This is a genomic window from Marinicella litoralis, from assembly GCF_002591915.1.
GTDB classification, from domain to species: Bacteria; Pseudomonadota; Gammaproteobacteria; order Xanthomonadales; family Marinicellaceae; genus Marinicella; species Marinicella litoralis.
On the sequence record NZ_NIHB01000005.1, the window covers coordinates 16848 to 32812 of the forward strand.

Below are 15965 nucleotides of genomic sequence, written 5' to 3' on the forward strand. Positions count from 1 at the left end.
ATAATTTTTACCCTAGGTACAGGATCTGAATTATGCTGATCAAGTTAAGTATAGGAACTGATTTGATTTAGCTATAAAAATATTAGTCGTAATTTTTTGAGCCAACTCCACTGACAGCTAGTGGATCAAACTAAATAGACCACATTAAAAAAACATTCGACCAGTCTCCCCTCTAGAGAGGGGATTAAGGGGTGTGTGAGATATTGAAATAAATAATATATGTGAATTTGCAAGGAATCATCCGTCTGATTACAAACTTCTATGCATGACCAAGCTGGAGCCGCCTAAAGGGCCTTACTGTTGGTGGGAACAAGGTCAAAAAGTAGATTGCATTTGGGAACTTTGACTTGGGAATCGACAGGTACCTTAAGTACTAAAATAATATATAGCGAACAGAAATTATTCAAAAAAAAAATATTGAAATTGCTTCAGATATTAATAGAATAAATAAAAATCTTGGAAGATCATATGTACTTTATTTACATTTTTATAGGGATATTGGTGATTTTACCACTGGCACAATACTTGATGCTAGTGATTAAATTGTATGGAACACAACTCACTCCGGCTAAATTCAAACCGCTGTTGTCTTCGATAAAAGTACCCGAAGCGACACAACAACAATTAGCTCATGCCCAAAAGTCACTGGAAGCACTGGGATTTGAATTTTTTAATCACATCGTTAATCAAGACATAATCACTACCAGTAAACCCAATGTACAGTTGCTGATGCATCATCCAGAACAGCGTTGCTATGCCCTGGTAGCGAATCCACATAACCCAGATTTAAGCAGGCCATACTCACTCAAGTTCCAAAGCTTTACCAATCACCTAACCATTGAAGCAATGGATGCTGATGCAGAAGGAGTGATCAAATCATTTGAGCCACTGCATGCCTTTAATCTTGAGTCAAACCAACACCAGGAAGCCTTCAATGAGTTCCTCTCTGTACGTGGAGGACTGACTGCAAATAGCAACCATTTAATTTGTTTTCAAGATGCTGAATCGTATTCACAACACATGCAAAAAATTTATGCCCAGTACCTGCGTTTTTTGTACCAACAGGGCTTGCTTAAAAAAAATAAAAACAACTTACAAATGCGCTTCTCCACAGCAGCTAAACTGGCATGGCAGATGTTCATGAACAAGAAAAAGACTCGAATCTTAACTGCAGAAGAAACCACTGAAGCTATTAAGTCCTACTCTTTTCTTCCTCATGCACAGGCTCAAGCTCACCGCCGGGTTCAAAACAACCAACAATCATCACAATTAGGCCGCTGGGGTAAAACCTTGTTGTTCTTCGGCTCAGCAATGGTATTTGCCTTGTTGTTTGGCATCGCTTGGTCACCGTTTTTGGTACTGATTCTGATCCCTGTCTTGTTGTTTCATGAACTGGGTCATTACTGGGCCATGAAACTATTTGGTTACCGTGATCTGCAAATTCTGTTTTTACCGATAGGTGCTATGGTTTCTGGTAACAAACAACAACCCTCCCCCATGCAAAGAACGTTGGTTTCACTGGCTGGCCCAGTGCCAGGGTTGTTGTTGGCATTTGGCCTTACGATGTGGGCACCCGACTTTATCATCAGTGAATATGGTTTGTCTCTGGTATTTATGTTACTGATAATAAACTACCTCAACCTATTGCCTTTTATGCCTCTTGATGGCGGACATGTGGTCAATCTGTTGTTATTTGATCGATGGCCATTTTTACAATTTTTGTTGATGTTAATCAGTGTGCTGATATTTGCTTTGGGTGCCTGGGCTTGGTCTGACCCCATTCTGACTTTTCTGGCTGTGATCTTTGGCTTAGGATTAAAAAACAACTTTCAACAAGCTCAGCATGTTACCCAAGCCCGCCAACGATGGGGTAATAAACTAAAGAACCGAGATAACCTGAACGTGATTTATCACATGATGAAACAGAGTCCTGCACCATTCAACAACAAATATCAGGACGCCACTCCTATTAACGAACGATTGAGCCATCCCTCTCCTTCAGTTCGAGACAGTTTGCTAGGTATGGTTATGTATTTAACTGCATTGCTTGCCCCTCTGGTTGTGATTCAACAAGTGATAGGACTGGATTTGATCAAATTCATTTTTAGTTCAGACACATCCAGTTTCCAATATGATGCTGATGAAAACCAACAATGGGATCCCAGTTATTGGCAACAACAATTCAACTTGGCTCTAACACCTACAGAAAAACAAAGTGTGGTGAATGATGCATTGCTTATGTATCAGGAGTCGGAAGACTTTTATTTGTTGTCAGAAATTTATCCTCAAGCTATCAAATTATTTGAAACCAACCAATGGCAAGAAAACCCTGATTACCCGGTTCTATTACGTGCCAACTTACTCTATCAAATCAGCGAACAACCCGAATATGATGCCCAAACTGAATTGAATAAACTGTCCATGCTTTTGGGTGAAAACTCGATTGCATATACTGAGGTTTTGGTCAATGTTCTGACTTGGCAGCACTCGCCTGATAACAAAGACCAATTGATAGGTCGACTGGCACAACTTGAGTCGCATCAAAAATATCAAACTCTTTTCAATGCTTTGGCTCACCTGCAGTTCTCATATGAACAAGACCAACAAATTGGAGCTTATGAAAGCCTGCTCGTTGAATACCTGCCAATATTCAAGTCCAAAGCACCTGATTTGTATCCAAGCTTGCTCCAATACCATTACCAAGCATTGTTCGCTCAACAAAAATACCAAAAGCTGCTTGATCTGGCCCAACAAAATCTACAGAGTCGTTCAACAGAATCTACTTATTCAGAAACAATACAATATGAAATGTTGGCTTGGGTGGCCTTGCTGGACCATCAATATGAGTTGGCACAAACTTATCAAAGCCTTCGTCAAACTGCCGAACAGGCGCAACAACAAGAATTAAAAAAAGAAATGGGGTTTTTGGCAGGTCTGGTTCTGTCGGAGCAAGTAAATGCCATATCGTTGAACCAAGATCCCTTGTTCAAGTTGGCACTGGCCATTCAAAAAGACCAACCCTCAGCGGTTGCCAGTGAACTTGATACATACATTCAGTATGTTCAGGGCTGGCGAAAACAACCATTCTCCGAACACCTCAAACAGATTAAGCATTTCGATGACAATGAATCTAAGCAATTGAACCACATCAAATATCAGTTTCTGTTTCGGGCCATTCGCGCCACACAGCCAGACTTACTCAATGAAATCAGCGACCTGTAATTTGTAGTTGGATAGCGATAATAAAAGAAACATAAATAAATAACCAATCAAAAATGAGTGGTTACTTAAGCTGATCCAAGCTTGGCTTATGATGATTAACATGTAACCATGGATAATGTGATTGGCGGAGAAAAGCAATTATAAAGTGGCCAGCGAAATGGTAATCAGATTGATTAAACAATTGAACTGGTATTGGAATGACATATATAGCAACTTGGCAAGCTGTTTTGGCGACCATTCAAATATAACAGTACCTCGCACCCCACTTAATCTTTTTTCAAGCCAATGTTTTTGTGATAATCTCTGGATTTCAGTTTTCCAGCATTCAGTTAAATAAACTAAATAAACGATATAACAGCAGGGTATTGGGCGTGTTTTTTGCTGATCTTAGACGCGCCCAAAGATTATTGAATTTGAATTTTTTACGCTATCAATAAAGAAAGATACCGAGCAAAATATAGAGTTTCAGAAACATGAGGGCAATCGTGACTTTGTATCAGTTCATATCTTGTGATTAGCAATCAAAAAAGGTCTACTCTATGTGAAATCAATGACTTACAATGTCGTAAATGTGTCATTGTTGTCATCATATAAATTTGTTGGGTATTTCAAGAAAATACGTTAAGGTTGTTGCTATCAGTCCCACTTATGAAATTCGTGATATGGTTTGGGGTTCCGCAGATAATTCATCAAATAAATCCCCGTCTTTTGTCAATTACACCGAGTCTTTGCGACCATCGTATGCAGGGTTCTGGAGGGTGATGCTGTGATAACCAAACTTCCACGTTGGGTTGAAATTGGTGGTTTTTGGCTTGCCTGCATCGCTGGATCAACTAATACAATTGGTTTGTTGGGATTTAAACATCAAGCCGTTTCGCACCTTACTGGAACCTCAACTTTGCTCGGAGTTGCAATCGCCGAGCTGAGTTTTACCGAAATGGCTCACCTACTTTTAGTTATTTTGTCTTTTGTTTTGGGTGCTGCCTTTGCAGGTGCTTTGGTCGGTGGGGTGGCTTTGCAGCTTGGTCGACGTTATGGCGTTGCGCTTATATTGGAATCACTGCTGCTTCTCTGGGCCATGTTTGTACTGTTAGGGGATTCCACTTTAGGCCATTATTTGGCATCAGCCGCCTGTGGCCTACAAAATGGTATGGTCAGTACTTACAGCGGTGCCATTGTTCGCACCACCCATGTTTCGGGCCTGTTCACTGACCTTGGTACAATGTTTGGGGCATGGATAAGGGGTCATGCGTTCAATTCTCGACAGGCGGTGCTTTACATGTTGCTGATATTAGGCTTTGTTACGGGCTGTGGTATGGGTGCATTGCTGTTTCAACGAGTCCAGTTTTATGCCATGCTGTTTCCTGCTTGCGTGGCAGCAGTGTTGGCGGTAATTTATTGGTTTTTCTGGTTACAATCCCGAAAGGAAAAAACCTAAGTAATTGTATGATTTCGGTTTTGAGCATTAACCTTTTCCATGTGGTTGGTCAAAATCCAATACTGGGCCAGTAGGAACAATGCCGGTGGGGTTGATGTTGCCATGACTCATGTAGTAATGGTTTTTGATGTGTCGCATGTTGACGGTTGCTGCAACCCCTTCAACTTGATACAGTTCACGCAAGTAAGCGCTGATGTTGGGGTAATCTACAATTCGTTTGAGGTTGCATTTGAAATGACCCACGTAAACGGCATCAAAACGCACCAAACTGGTGAATAAACGCCAATCGGCTTCGGTGATTTGATCACCAACCAAGTATCGGTTGGTACTCAATATGTCCTCAACCCAATCCAAAGTCTTGAACAAAACCTCTACATTTTCAGCGTAGGCTGTTTGTTTGGTGGCAAACCCGGCTTGGTAAACACCGTTGTTGATGTCTGAGTAAACGCGTTTATTGATGCGATCAATCTCTGAATGTAATGCCACTGGGTAATAGTCCGCTGTATTGCCTGTGAGGTGATTAAAAGCACTGTTGAACATGCGGATGATGTCCGCAGATTCGTTGCTAACGATGGTTTGTTTTTCTTTATCCCAAAGTACCGGCACTGTGACACGTCCTGAATAGTTTTTATCGGCTTGGGTATAAAGCTGATGCATTAACTGATGTTGATTCACATGATCTGCGACCAAGTCCTGGTCTTGCGCTTCACTGGCATTGAAAGTCCAGCCATCTTCACCCATCAAGTAATCAACCGTTGATACACCGATGATTGTTTCCAAAGCTTTTAACTGGCGAAAGATCAAGGTCCTGTGTGCCCAAGGGCAGGCCAGAGATACATACAAATGATACCTGCCAGCTTCTGCCTTGAAGCCATTGACACCGCTAGGGCCAGCGCCACCGTCGGCGGTAACGTGGCTGCTGAATTGAGCAGCATCGCGTTTAAATTGACCGCCAGTTGATTGGGTGTCATACCATTGGTCATGCCATTTTCCATCAACTAAAAGTCCCATGTTGTTCTCCTGTTGAGTTTGTTATTGCGCAAAGTGACCAGCTTGGTAGTCATTGAATGCCTGTTGTATTTGTTCACGGGTATTCATCACAAATGGGCCCGCTCGTTCAATCGGTTCATTCAATGGTTGGCCTGAAACCACAATAAAACGGCTGTCCTCATCTGCTTTGATCGACAGTTTTTCACCCTGGGTGAGCACGGCCAGATGTCCAAGCTGAAGTTCCTGTTGATCTGCCAATTGGATTTGCCCTTGGTACACGTAGATAAATGCGTTGTGTTCAGGGTTGATTCGTTCGGTCAAGCTCGAATCAGCTGGCATGCTCACGTCCCAATAATTCGGATTGACGTAGTTATTTTCAATGACGCCAACAGTGCCCTTTGCGGTGGTACCAGCTATGACTTTTATGCGTACACCGTTTTCATGAACTTCTGATGGAATTTCATCTGCTGTAATTTCTTGGTACTTGGGTGTTGTCATTTTTGCATCGCTGGGTAAGTTTACCCACAACTGAAAGCCTGAGAGCATTCCTTCGGTTTGTTCCGGCATTTCTGAATGGATGATGCCTTTTCCTGCTGTCATCCATTGAATGCCACCGTCTTCAATGACCCCATTGTTACCGACGCTGTCTTGATGCCGCATTTTGCCTTTCAGCATGTATGTCACGGTTTCAAAACCTCGATGGGGGTGAGGTGGAAAACCACCTATGTAGTCGTTGGCTTGGTCTGAACCGAAGTGATCCAGCAGTAAAAATGGGTCAAGGTCTGATAATTGATGTGAACCAATGATGCGAGTCAGTTTTACCCCATCACCATCAGAGGCCGGTAGGCCTTGATAGATGCTGTTGATTTGGTTGTATTCAAACATGTTGTGCTCCTGAGTTTAAAGTTTTGCCTGTTTCGATTTCATTCATAATGCTTTGGCTAAAACCAGTTAGTATTTCTGTTGTCATTTTTTCATGGTAATTGGCATCTATCACTGTGACATCAGTGATGCCAATAAAGCTGAGAAGCTGTTTTAAGTAAGGTGTGGCAAAATCAAGGGTTGACTCGATTGGAACCCCACCTGAGGCCATGACCAATATGGCTTTTTTACCGGTCATTAAACCAACGGGACCTTGTTCGGTGTATTTAAAGGTCAATCTGGCTCTGGCAATTTGATCTATCCAAGCCTTTAACACGGCCGGTATACTGAAGTTGTAAATGGGTGAACCGATGACAATATAATCGGCTTGTTTAATTTCACCTACCAACTCATCAGATTGTTGTAGCCGAATTAGATGTGCTGTATTTCGGTTTTCATCAGGGGTAAAGTTGGCGTTTATCCATGACTCATCAATATAAGGCATGCCAGAACTTAAGTCGCGGTCAATTACAGTTATATGACTGTGCGTGAGGTTGATGTGCTCACGAACTTTCTCTACCATTTTTCGAGTAATGGAATCAGTTTGACGGCCACTTGAGTTAATGGTTAATAATGTTTTTTTCATGTGTTTGCTCCATTAGGTCAGGTTGATTTATTTTCTGTTGTCCATAGCCCATTGGCCGGGTCCATTGGCAACCAGGAACAAAAAACCACCTGCGATCGCCATGTTTTTCATGAACATGATACTTTGTGTTTGATCTGCAAAATTCAGGTGGAAAATTAAGGCTGACAAGACACTGAATCCAGCCAACAAGAAGGCCGCTAACCGTGTTTTATAACCCACGATGATCAGCAGTGCGCCGACTATTTCAGTAAAGATCACCAAAGGAAGGAGCCCACTGGGAACACCCATGGCTTGCATGTAAATTGCTGTGCCGGCATAATCACTTATCTTGCTGATTCCGGCCATTAAGAATATCGTACTGATTAAAATACGTCCTATAAAGCTGCTGTTTTCTTGGATAAATTTCATGTTAATTTCCTGCTTAAATTATTCAATGTGTTCATTGTATTGTTCTTCTATATGGCTTTAAATAATCAAATATAGAACTTATTGTTCTTGTTATAAGAACAATGTAAAATGGCATCATGAATTTATTTGAAGACATGCAAGCTTTTGTCAGGGTGGTTGAAGCCGGCAGCATCACCCAGGCTGCTGAACAGATGAACACGGTGAAGTCAGCGGTAAGCCAACGATTGAATCGGCTTGAAAGTAGATTGGGTATTCAATTATTGAGTCGCACCACCAGAACGCAGAAATTAACCGAAGCAGGTAAATCCTACTATAAGGACTGCACCAGAATATTAGATGATGTGATAGAAGCAGAGGCTCATGTTCAACAGGACAATCAAGCATTGGCTGGACGAATTAATTTAGCGGCACCTTTGTCGTTTGGCTTAACACACTTGAGTCAAGCCATCAGACAGTTCAATGAGTTACACCCAGATGTGGTTTTTAATGTTGATTTTAATGACAGAAAAGTTGACTTGATCAATGATGGTTTTGATTTGGCAATCAGGATTGCTCATTTAACTGATTCGAATTTGGTTGCTAGAAAACTAACCTACAGTCAAATCGTGCTTTGTGCCAGCCCACAATACCTGGCTAAACATGGTATGCCTGAACACCCCAATGATTTATTATCCGGACACCATAAACTTAAATACAGCAGTTCTCCTGATGTTTGGCAGTTCAAAGAGGGTAAGAAAACCTTGAAAATTAATGTGCCCAGTATAATGAACAGCAACAATGGTGGATTTTTGTATGAAGCTGCGATAGAAGGCAAAGGGTTGATCATGTCTCCAGATTTCATTTGTTACAAAGCAATCAAGACAGGCCAATTGGTTCCACTCTTATGTCCCTATATTGATAACAATTTAATCAACGCATATGCTGTTTACCCACAAAACAGACACCTGCCAGTCAGGGTTAAAAAGCTGATTGGGTATTTATCTGAATATTTTGGTGACACACCTTATTGGCAGGTTCTGCATTGATGACATCTATGGGTTTTGAAGACAGTCATTGAAGTCATAAAACGTAATCAAAATCTCAGTGCTGTTAGGAAAAAATCAGGGCTTGTTTACTTGGTTTGATTTTCCATGATGCCAGCCCAACACACAGGCGAAGAGCCCAAGCAAGAAACCAAAGCCATAAGCGATTAAAGGATTTAAGCTGGCAATGATTTGGGTTTGGTCTCCCCACCAGACTGAATACCCGACTGTGCTGTATATCAAATAAATAATGAAGGAGATACTGGCGGCCAACAGCCAAGGCCAGCGACTTTTGCGGTAAATGAGGGCCAAAGCCAAGGCCATTAAAAAAGTGACCAATATACTCAATTGGATGGCGTAGGCAAACCGATACATGCTATCAAGACTGGTTATTTGCATGCTCGGAATGTGATTGCTGAATAGCCTGGAAAGTATGGGTGGTAATAATCCAAACAATGTGCTGATGATCAGTGCACTGTGAACATGAACATTTCTGCGAAATTTTAGCGCCAAATAGATCTGTAAAGCGGTGGCAAAAATCAGTAACACATCAGCTGTTAACAGGGCTTGGCCAATTTCCACATAAAAAGGGTGTTGACCAACTGCTTTTATGGCCCCAAGCCATGTTACCAAAGCAAAAGCCGCCGTCATCAAAGGCACCATGATAAAAATCAACAGGCCTGCTTTGCGGTGTTGTTGTCTTTTCCCGTGATGAATCAGCCAGCTTTGTAATGCAATCAAAAGAATCCAGACGGTGGCTGTTATGCCATGAATGTGGTGGGCCAGAGGTGCTTCAGAAAGCACAGCAAAATAACTGGGCCAAAAGGCAATTACAGTGACTGCCAATAAGACAAACATCAGGTGGTGTGCTTTTGAATACGGCATAAAATTCTCCTGTATTTGGCATGATTTAAAATCCTATCATGACGGTTCATATTTATAAAGCGCTTGCTTATTTAATGATTCAGCCACACGAAACAACACAATTTTTTTACTTGAATTATAATCATTACATTAAATATTCGAGGTGTGTGTGAAATTTAAAAACCAACTGCAGTGGATATTCTGCTTATTTTGCTTTACCACCGAAATCTGCGCACAAAAACAAATCGCCCTGACTTTCGACGATGCGCCACGACCGAGTACATCATTGAGCAGTCAGCAAAGGACAGATGGCTTGTTACAGGCTTTACAGTCCAGTGGGGTAGAGCAAGTGATGTTTTTTGTGACCACCAAACACCTGAACGCTGAGACAAAACCGATTCTGAATCAATACGCCGAAGCCGGTCATTTGATTGGTAACCATTCTGATCAACACCAATGGTTGCAGCAAACTCAATTGGCTGTGTACCAACAAGATTTCCTCAAAACCCATGAACACATTAAATCATACAAGACCTTTAAACCCATGTTCAGATTTCCGTATTTAGACGAAGGCCGTGACCAGCTTAAAAGTCAGGGCATGATGGAGTTTTTAAAAACCCATCATTATCAGAATGCTTATGTGACAGTGGATAATTACGATTGGTATTTAGATAAATTGTATCAAGATGCGTTGAAAACAAAACAAAACGTGAATTTACTGCAACTGAAAAAATTGTATGTAGAGGTGTTGTGGCAAGCCATTGCGTTTTCTGATCAAATTGCGATGCAATACCTGGGTCGTTCACCCAAACACATTTTGCTGCTTCATGACAATGATTTGGCCGCTTTGTTTGTCGATGATTTGGTGGATCATTTGCGGGCTCAAGGCTGGGAAATCATTTCACCTTTGGAGGCCTATCATGACCCCATTGCCAAGCAAGAACCCAAGACTTTATTCAAAGGCCAAGGCCGAGTGGCTGCATTGGCACGTGATGCGGGTGCCAATCCGAGGGACTTGGTTCATGTGGCAGAAGATGAAGAGCAATTGGCCAAAATGTTCAAAGAATATCAAGTCATCAGTGAGCCGTCTCAGGCGATGCCTGAATGGTTCAAGCAAGAAATGCAAAATCAGGTCGGAACATGGCAAGCCAGCAATGCCGAATTTCAATCGGAGGCTGAACCTTTCAGTGCTTATCGAATAGAATGGACCTGGGGTCTGGGGCAACAAAGTGTGAATGGTCGCTTGTTTGCCATACACAATGACCAGCCCACGGGTAACTTCTGGACATTTAAACAATATTGGGACCCGGCTCAAGGCCAGGCAAGGTTGATTCAAATGGGTCATGGAGGACGCATTGGTGATGGTTTTATCCATCCAGTCAATGAGCAGCAATTGGAAACCATCCAAACATTTTCAGCACCTGGTGTCGATGCCTATTCAGAAAGGCATTTAAATCACATGACCGATCAGGGCTTGGTTACTACCTCATTTAAATTAGATGCATATGGTGATTGGCAACCACAGCGCAGTTACCTCTGGGTCAAACAAACACCGGCGGAATAAAGTATTGAAAATTAGTTATAATAAAAGTTTTAATCGGAGTTAAATAAAGTATGTATAAAAAACTGATGTTGGCAGTGACTTGTGTGGCTTTGACCGCATGTGGTGCTGATGAAGCGACAACCAATACGAGTACGACTAACCTTAATGACCATGAAAATTCGGTTGCTGATGAAGCTCCTCGTTCTGCACTGAAAGAATATTTGTCGGAAGGCACCGTTTGTGATGTTCTTGACCAAGAATCCTTGCGGAACACTTTTGGCATCCAAACTGAAATCAAAGCTCGGGTTTCTTCATTCAGCAATAAATATACCTGTAGTTTCAGCTGGGAACGTGCGGATGCTGATGAGCGAATGAATGCGATGATTTCAGGCACTGTGATGACTGCTGATGGCAAAATGAAAAAAATTCCGATGCGCCAAAGGGTTACTGACAGTGAATTGAGTATCACATTGAGTCAATCTGATCGCTCAGCAGAGAATTACTTGCCGAGAAAAAAGACTGAGCAAGAACTACAAACACAAATTGATGCAGCCAAAAAGGCAGCCAATGATCGGTTGACTGATGAGCAAAAAGCGGCAGCAGGTGATGTGGCCAATGACATGGTTGAAAAATTACTGAAAAAGAACAATGAAAATCAAATCATTGAAGGTGTGGGCCAAGCCGCTTACTGGTCAAGAGTGGGTTTTGGTGGACTGAATGTATTCACCAACGGTGTTGAAGTTTACATTGCACCAATGATTGCTGACACCCAAGAGGAAGACATTGAAAATGCTAAATTGGCATTTCAATTGTTACAACAATAAGCCAAATTAAATCCTACGCACAGCCAGGTCTTGTTGTTAAAGACCTGGTTGGTTTTCCCACAAATTCAATCGGGCAAATTCAGGACAAGTCTGGGGTTTCAAGTGATTCATGCAGTTTCAACAACACATTGTTTGATGTCATTAACGAAACTTGTATCTAAAGGATGAAAAAGTTAAACTGATTTTTTCAACCTTGATCACACTTCATGGAATTAAATCAAACCATCATTATTGTCGCAGTGACCTGCTTGATTTCATATATGGCATGGCAAAATCGGCAATTGATGGAACGCTTGATATTTTGGTCTCCAGCCATCAAAGAAGGACAAGTTGAGCGATTTGTGACCCATGGTTTTATCCATGCGGATGGTACGCATTTATTGTTCAACATGTTTACCTTTTACTTTTTTGGTTCATTTCTTGAACCCTTTTATCGACAGTATTTTGGTGGTGCTGGGTTTGTTATTTTCTATTTGGCAGCCATTGTCGCAGCCATGTTGCCGTCTTACTTCAAACATAAGGACGACCACAATTACATGAGTCTGGGCGCTTCAGGTGCCGTGTCTGCGGTGTTATTTGCCTATATTTTATTTGCCCCTTGGGAGCTGTTGTATCTGTTTGCAGCCATCCCAATACCTGCCATTGTTTTTGCGGTGGCGTATGTTGCCTACAGCATCTATGCCAGTAAAAAGAACAATGACAACATCAATCACAGCGCTCATCTTTATGGTGGCTTATTTGGGGTGATCGTCACCATCGCATTAGAACCCAGAATTGTCAGCTATTTCTTCACCCAATTGTTGAATCCAAGCTGGTTGGGTTAAAAGCAATCAGTACAAATTGATTAATTGACCATGTTTTAATGCGCCGATTGCAAAATGGTGTGCCAGGGTTTGACCCATATCAGCGAATGAAGATCTGGCGCCAGTGTTTTTGGCTATAATTTTGGGCCCAAAAAACAACACCGGAACATGTTCTCTGGTGTGATCAGAGCCTGGGAAAGTGGGGTCGCAACCATGATCAGCCGTGATCAAGGCAATGTCATCAGAATGTGCCTGATTGGCTTCCATCAAAGCCGTTAATTCTGGTAAACGTGCATCAAACTCTTCTAAGGCTTTGGCATAACCGATGACATTTCTTCGGTGGCCATAGTGACTGTCAAAATCGACAAAATTGACAAAAATCAGTGTGTTGTCTTCAGCCTGCTTATAACAATCTAACATCGCATCAAACAACGCCATATTGTTTTTTCCTTTGACACAATGGCCGATGCCCCTACCAGCAAATATATCTGAAATTTTGCCCACCGAAATAACTTGTCCGCCTTCAGCTGACAAGTGATCCAATAAGGTGTCTTCAATCGGTGGTGTGGTGAGGTCTTTGCGATTACTGGTACGCTGAAAAGAGGCTGCATCGGTGCCGATGAACGGACGTGCAATCACGCGAGTGATGTTCAGTTCATCAACTAACTTTTTGGCAATGGCTGATATTTCAAGTAATCGATCCAAGCCAAAATGTGTCTCATGGGCAGCGATTTGAAACACCGAGTCGGCAGAAGTATAACAAATGGGTTTGCCGGTTTTAATGTGTTCTTCGCCCAGTGCTTTGATGATCTCGGTGCCGGAGGCGTGGCAATTTCCTAGGATACCTGGAAGGCCTGCTTGTTCAATAAAAGCTTCAATTAAGTCATCAGGAAAACAGGGTACAGTCTTGGGAAATGTGCCCCATTTGAATGGCACCGGAACGCCGGCCATTTCCCAGTGACCGCTGGGTGTGTCTTTGTCTTTACTTTGTTCAATGGCATAACCATAGACAGCATTTATTTTTGTTGTATCTTCGACCCCAGCCAACGCATGCCCAGAACTGTCGGTTTGCGCGGCTGCCATTCCCAATCGAGTTAAGTTTGGAATGTTTAGGGGGCCTTGTCGCACGCCATCTGCATCAGCCAGTCCTTGGGCACATTGATCAGCAATGTGACCTAAAGTATTGGCGCCTTGGTCACCGTATAGATGCGCATCGGCACTGGCTCCAATTCCCAATGAATCCATCACTAAAATCAGCGCGCGTTTCATGTTGGTTTGTTGCAAAAGATATCAGACATATTTTTATTTAACCACAATCATCATGACAACGGAACTATATGGATTGAAGTTTTGATCATTTTATAAATTTTCGAACAAACATAGATTGATCATTGATCCAGCATCAATCTGAATTATCTATTAGAATCAATTGTATGATCAATTCACTGCTATACATTGGAACTCAAGTGGAATAGTTTCATAAAAAATTCAGGATGCACACAGTTTTTGCATGCCAAGAATAGTTACAATGAATGTGCTATTTTAAATTTAGGGGACGAATTATGGGTAAATCTACATTAGCACTTTTGATATTAGGAAGTTTGTTTTTGGCCATAGGAGTATGGCTTTTATCATCGGCATGGTCTAGTAACAGTTGGCCAATTGTAGAGGGTCAAATAGAATCGACTAAAGTGGTTGCTCGTTTTTCTCAGGTTAGCAGCACCACCCAAAGAAAATTAGATTACAGCATTGAGGTGAGGTATGCATATGAAGTTGATGGTGTCATCCATCATGGACAGCGCTATTCTTTAGGTACAGGGCACACCGTAGAAGGTGGTTTCAGTAAAAAGAGCGATGCACGAGAGTGGTTAAAACAATCGAACTTCAGAATCAATCAACCAATCAATGTTTATGTTGATCCTAATGATGTAAAAAATACTGTGCTTTATGCCGGAATTTTATGGTCCACATGGGTACCCATCTATATCAGTTTATTGTTTATTGGTATGGGATTTTTTAACCATCGTTATATGCAATCAAAAGCCTATCAAAGTACCCTTCAGTGACTTTTTGAGGTTTTATTTTGTTAGAATTTATTCATGGTAAATAAAAAGGCCGCTGATGCGACCTTTTTTCGGTGACTCATAAAAAGTATTTTATAAAGCTTCAATGATCCCTGCAGCACCCATGCCGGTACCAATACACATGGTAACCATGCCGTATTTGCCGCCAGTTCTGCGTAAGCCATGAATCGCTGTGGCCGCTCGACAAGCGCCGGTGGCTCCCAATGGATGTCCCAAGGCAATGGCGCCGCCATTAGGATTGACTTTTTCAGGGTTTAAACCCAATTCTCCAATCACTGCCAAAGACTGTGCAGCAAAGGCTTCATTTAACTCTATCCAATCCAAATCGTCCTGTTTGATGCCAGTGAGGCTCAATACTTTAGGAATGGCTTTGATGGGGCCAATACCCATGATTTCTGGTGGAACGCCAGCCACTGAAAAACCGTGGAACATGGCTATAGGGGTTAAGTTGTCACGTTTCAATACTTCTTCATTAACCAATAACAAAGCACCGGCCCCATCAGACATTTGTGAAGAATTACCTGCAGTCACGGATCCACCCATGCGGAATACTGGACGCAATTTATTTAAAATGGCTTCACTTGAACCTGGTCTTGGACCTTCGTCGGTATCAACGACTCTGGTTGAAACCAAGTTGCTCGCATTGCTGAAATCAGGTTTTTTACTGGTGATCTCAACCGGTATGATTTCATCATCAAAATAGCCATTTTCAATCGCATTGAGGGCCCTGTTGTGACTTTCAACCGCAAATTTATCTTGGTCTTCTCGAGACACTTGCCATTGTTCAGCCACTTTTTCAGCAGTAATGCCCATGCCATAAGCGATGGCTACTTGGTCATCTTCAAACACGGCTGGGTTCATGGCAATTTTATGACCCATCATGGGTACCATGCTCATGCTTTCGGTGCCGCCAGCGATGGCTGCATCCATTTGTCCAGTGGCAATTTGTTGTGCGGCTATTGCAACTGCTTGGATGCCAGAGGAACAAAATCGATTGATGGTCATGGCTGGCACACTTTCAGGCAAGCCTGCGAGCAGGGCTGCAATGCGAGCCACATTCATGCCTTGTTCTGCTTCTGGCATGGCGCAACCAATCACCACATCACCAATGGTCTGCGGATCGAATGTGGGGTTTCTGCCGATGATTTCACTCAGGCATCTGGCCAATAAATCATCAGGTCTGGTTTTACTGAACATACCTCTTGGGGCTTTACCGATAGGTGTTCTGACCGCTTCAACTATATATACTGGTTTCATATT

At 42.2% G+C, this 15965-nt stretch carries 14 protein-coding genes; 7 read left to right on the forward strand and 7 right to left on the reverse strand.

Going from position 1 to position 15965, the window contains the following annotated elements:
- Positions 1–468 precede the first annotated feature (468 nt).
- Entirely contained in the window at positions 469–3222 is a 2754-nt protein-coding gene (locus CCS90_RS12720) for a site-2 protease family protein (RefSeq protein WP_099019953.1), read from the forward strand.
- A gap of 766 nt (positions 3223–3988) precedes the next feature.
- On the forward strand, positions 3989–4660 hold the full coding sequence (locus tag CCS90_RS12725; RefSeq protein ID WP_099019954.1) for a YoaK family protein: 672 nt from the start codon (positions 3989–3991) through the stop codon (positions 4658–4660).
- 27 nt (positions 4661–4687) lie between these two features.
- Here CCS90_RS12725 and CCS90_RS12730 read toward each other — a convergent pair whose 3' ends face one another.
- The 4 genes from CCS90_RS12730 to CCS90_RS12745 are packed head-to-tail and all read right to left on the reverse strand — an operon-like array spanning position 4688 to position 7565.
- Complete coding sequence (locus tag CCS90_RS12730) at positions 4688–5671, reverse strand: glutathione S-transferase family protein (RefSeq protein WP_099019955.1); 984 nt, start codon at positions 5669–5671, stop codon at positions 4688–4690.
- Positions 5672–5692: 21 nt separating this feature from the next.
- On the reverse strand, positions 5693–6535 hold the full coding sequence (locus tag CCS90_RS12735; protein WP_099019956.1) for a pirin family protein: 843 nt from the start codon (positions 6533–6535) through the stop codon (positions 5693–5695).
- Positions 6528–7157: an FMN-dependent NADH-azoreductase gene (locus tag CCS90_RS12740; RefSeq protein WP_099019957.1), complete on the reverse strand. Its 630-nt coding sequence runs from the start codon at positions 7155–7157 to the stop codon at positions 6528–6530. The genes CCS90_RS12735 and CCS90_RS12740 overlap by 8 nt, the downstream gene beginning before the upstream one ends.
- Positions 7158–7184: 27 nt before the next feature.
- Entirely contained in the window at positions 7185–7565 is a 381-nt protein-coding gene (locus CCS90_RS12745; protein ID WP_099019958.1) for a DoxX family protein, read from the reverse strand.
- A gap of 116 nt (positions 7566–7681) precedes the next feature.
- Here CCS90_RS12745 and CCS90_RS12750 point away from each other — a divergent pair, with 116 nt between their 5' ends.
- Positions 7682–8590 carry a LysR family transcriptional regulator gene (locus tag CCS90_RS12750; protein ID WP_099019959.1) on the forward strand — a complete coding sequence of 303 codons (909 nt, stop codon included), beginning with the start codon at positions 7682–7684 and terminating at the stop codon, positions 8588–8590.
- Between the two features lie 75 nt (positions 8591–8665).
- On the opposite strand, the gene CCS90_RS12755 is transcribed toward CCS90_RS12750, so the two are convergent.
- Entirely contained in the window at positions 8666–9472 is an 807-nt protein-coding gene (locus CCS90_RS12755; RefSeq protein ID WP_099019960.1) for a hypothetical protein, read from the reverse strand.
- 148 nt (positions 9473–9620) lie between these two features.
- Between CCS90_RS12755 and CCS90_RS12760 the strand changes: the two genes are divergently transcribed.
- From CCS90_RS12760 to CCS90_RS12770, 3 genes are all read left to right on the forward strand, one after another.
- Positions 9621–11015 (forward strand): polysaccharide deacetylase family protein, encoded by a 1395-nt coding sequence (locus CCS90_RS12760; RefSeq protein WP_162846918.1) that lies wholly within the window; start codon positions 9621–9623, stop codon positions 11013–11015.
- Between the two features lie 50 nt (positions 11016–11065).
- Entirely contained in the window at positions 11066–11818 is a 753-nt protein-coding gene (locus CCS90_RS12765; protein WP_099019962.1) for a hypothetical protein, read from the forward strand.
- Between the two features lie 206 nt (positions 11819–12024).
- The gene (locus tag CCS90_RS12770; protein WP_099019963.1) at positions 12025–12642 is read left to right on the forward strand and encodes a rhomboid family intramembrane serine protease; all 618 of its coding nucleotides are present in this window, start codon (positions 12025–12027) and stop codon (positions 12640–12642) included.
- 6 nt (positions 12643–12648) lie between these two features.
- On the opposite strand, the gene CCS90_RS12775 is transcribed toward CCS90_RS12770, so the two are convergent.
- Positions 12649–13890, reverse strand: a complete 1242-nt coding sequence (locus tag CCS90_RS12775; RefSeq protein WP_099020071.1) for a phosphopentomutase — start codon at positions 13888–13890, stop codon at positions 12649–12651.
- A gap of 293 nt (positions 13891–14183) precedes the next feature.
- Here CCS90_RS12775 and CCS90_RS12780 point away from each other — a divergent pair, with 293 nt between their 5' ends.
- Positions 14184–14687, forward strand: coding sequence for a DUF3592 domain-containing protein (locus CCS90_RS12780; RefSeq protein WP_162846917.1), 504 nt, complete (start codon positions 14184–14186; stop codon positions 14685–14687).
- Between the two features lie 90 nt (positions 14688–14777).
- Here the strand turns inward: CCS90_RS12780 and CCS90_RS12785 are convergent, their stop codons facing one another.
- Entirely contained in the window at positions 14778–15962 is a 1185-nt protein-coding gene (locus CCS90_RS12785; RefSeq protein WP_211337078.1) for an acetyl-CoA C-acyltransferase, read from the reverse strand.
- Between the last annotated feature and the right edge of the window lie 3 nt (positions 15963–15965).

Excerpts from the sequence above, each read along its gene's own strand:
- CCS90_RS12740 (WP_099019957.1), bottom strand. The coding sequence starts at position 7,157 with ATGAAAAAAACATTATTAACCATTAACTCAAGTGGCCGTCAAACTGAT.
- CCS90_RS12775 (WP_099020071.1), bottom strand. The coding sequence starts at position 13,890 with ATGAAACGCGCGCTGATTTTAGTGATGGATTCATTGGGAATTGGAGCC.
- CCS90_RS12730 (WP_099019955.1), bottom strand. The coding sequence starts at position 5,671 with ATGGGACTTTTAGTTGATGGAAAATGGCATGACCAATGGTATGACACC.
- CCS90_RS12770 (WP_099019963.1), top strand. The coding sequence starts at position 12,025 with ATGGAATTAAATCAAACCATCATTATTGTCGCAGTGACCTGCTTGATT.
- CCS90_RS12735 (WP_099019956.1), bottom strand. The coding sequence starts at position 6,535 with ATGTTTGAATACAACCAAATCAACAGCATCTATCAAGGCCTACCGGCC.
- CCS90_RS12765 (WP_099019962.1), top strand. The coding sequence starts at position 11,066 with ATGTATAAAAAACTGATGTTGGCAGTGACTTGTGTGGCTTTGACCGCA.
- CCS90_RS12755 (WP_099019960.1), bottom strand. The coding sequence starts at position 9,472 with ATGCCGTATTCAAAAGCACACCACCTGATGTTTGTCTTATTGGCAGTC.
- CCS90_RS12745 (WP_099019958.1), bottom strand. The coding sequence starts at position 7,565 with ATGAAATTTATCCAAGAAAACAGCAGCTTTATAGGACGTATTTTAATC.
- CCS90_RS12720 (WP_099019953.1), top strand. The coding sequence starts at position 469 with ATGTACTTTATTTACATTTTTATAGGGATATTGGTGATTTTACCACTG.
- CCS90_RS12750 (WP_099019959.1), top strand. The coding sequence starts at position 7,682 with ATGAATTTATTTGAAGACATGCAAGCTTTTGTCAGGGTGGTTGAAGCC.
- CCS90_RS12785 (WP_211337078.1), bottom strand. The coding sequence starts at position 15,962 with ATGAAACCAGTATATATAGTTGAAGCGGTCAGAACACCTATCGGTAAA.
- CCS90_RS12780 (WP_162846917.1), top strand. The coding sequence starts at position 14,184 with ATGGGTAAATCTACATTAGCACTTTTGATATTAGGAAGTTTGTTTTTG.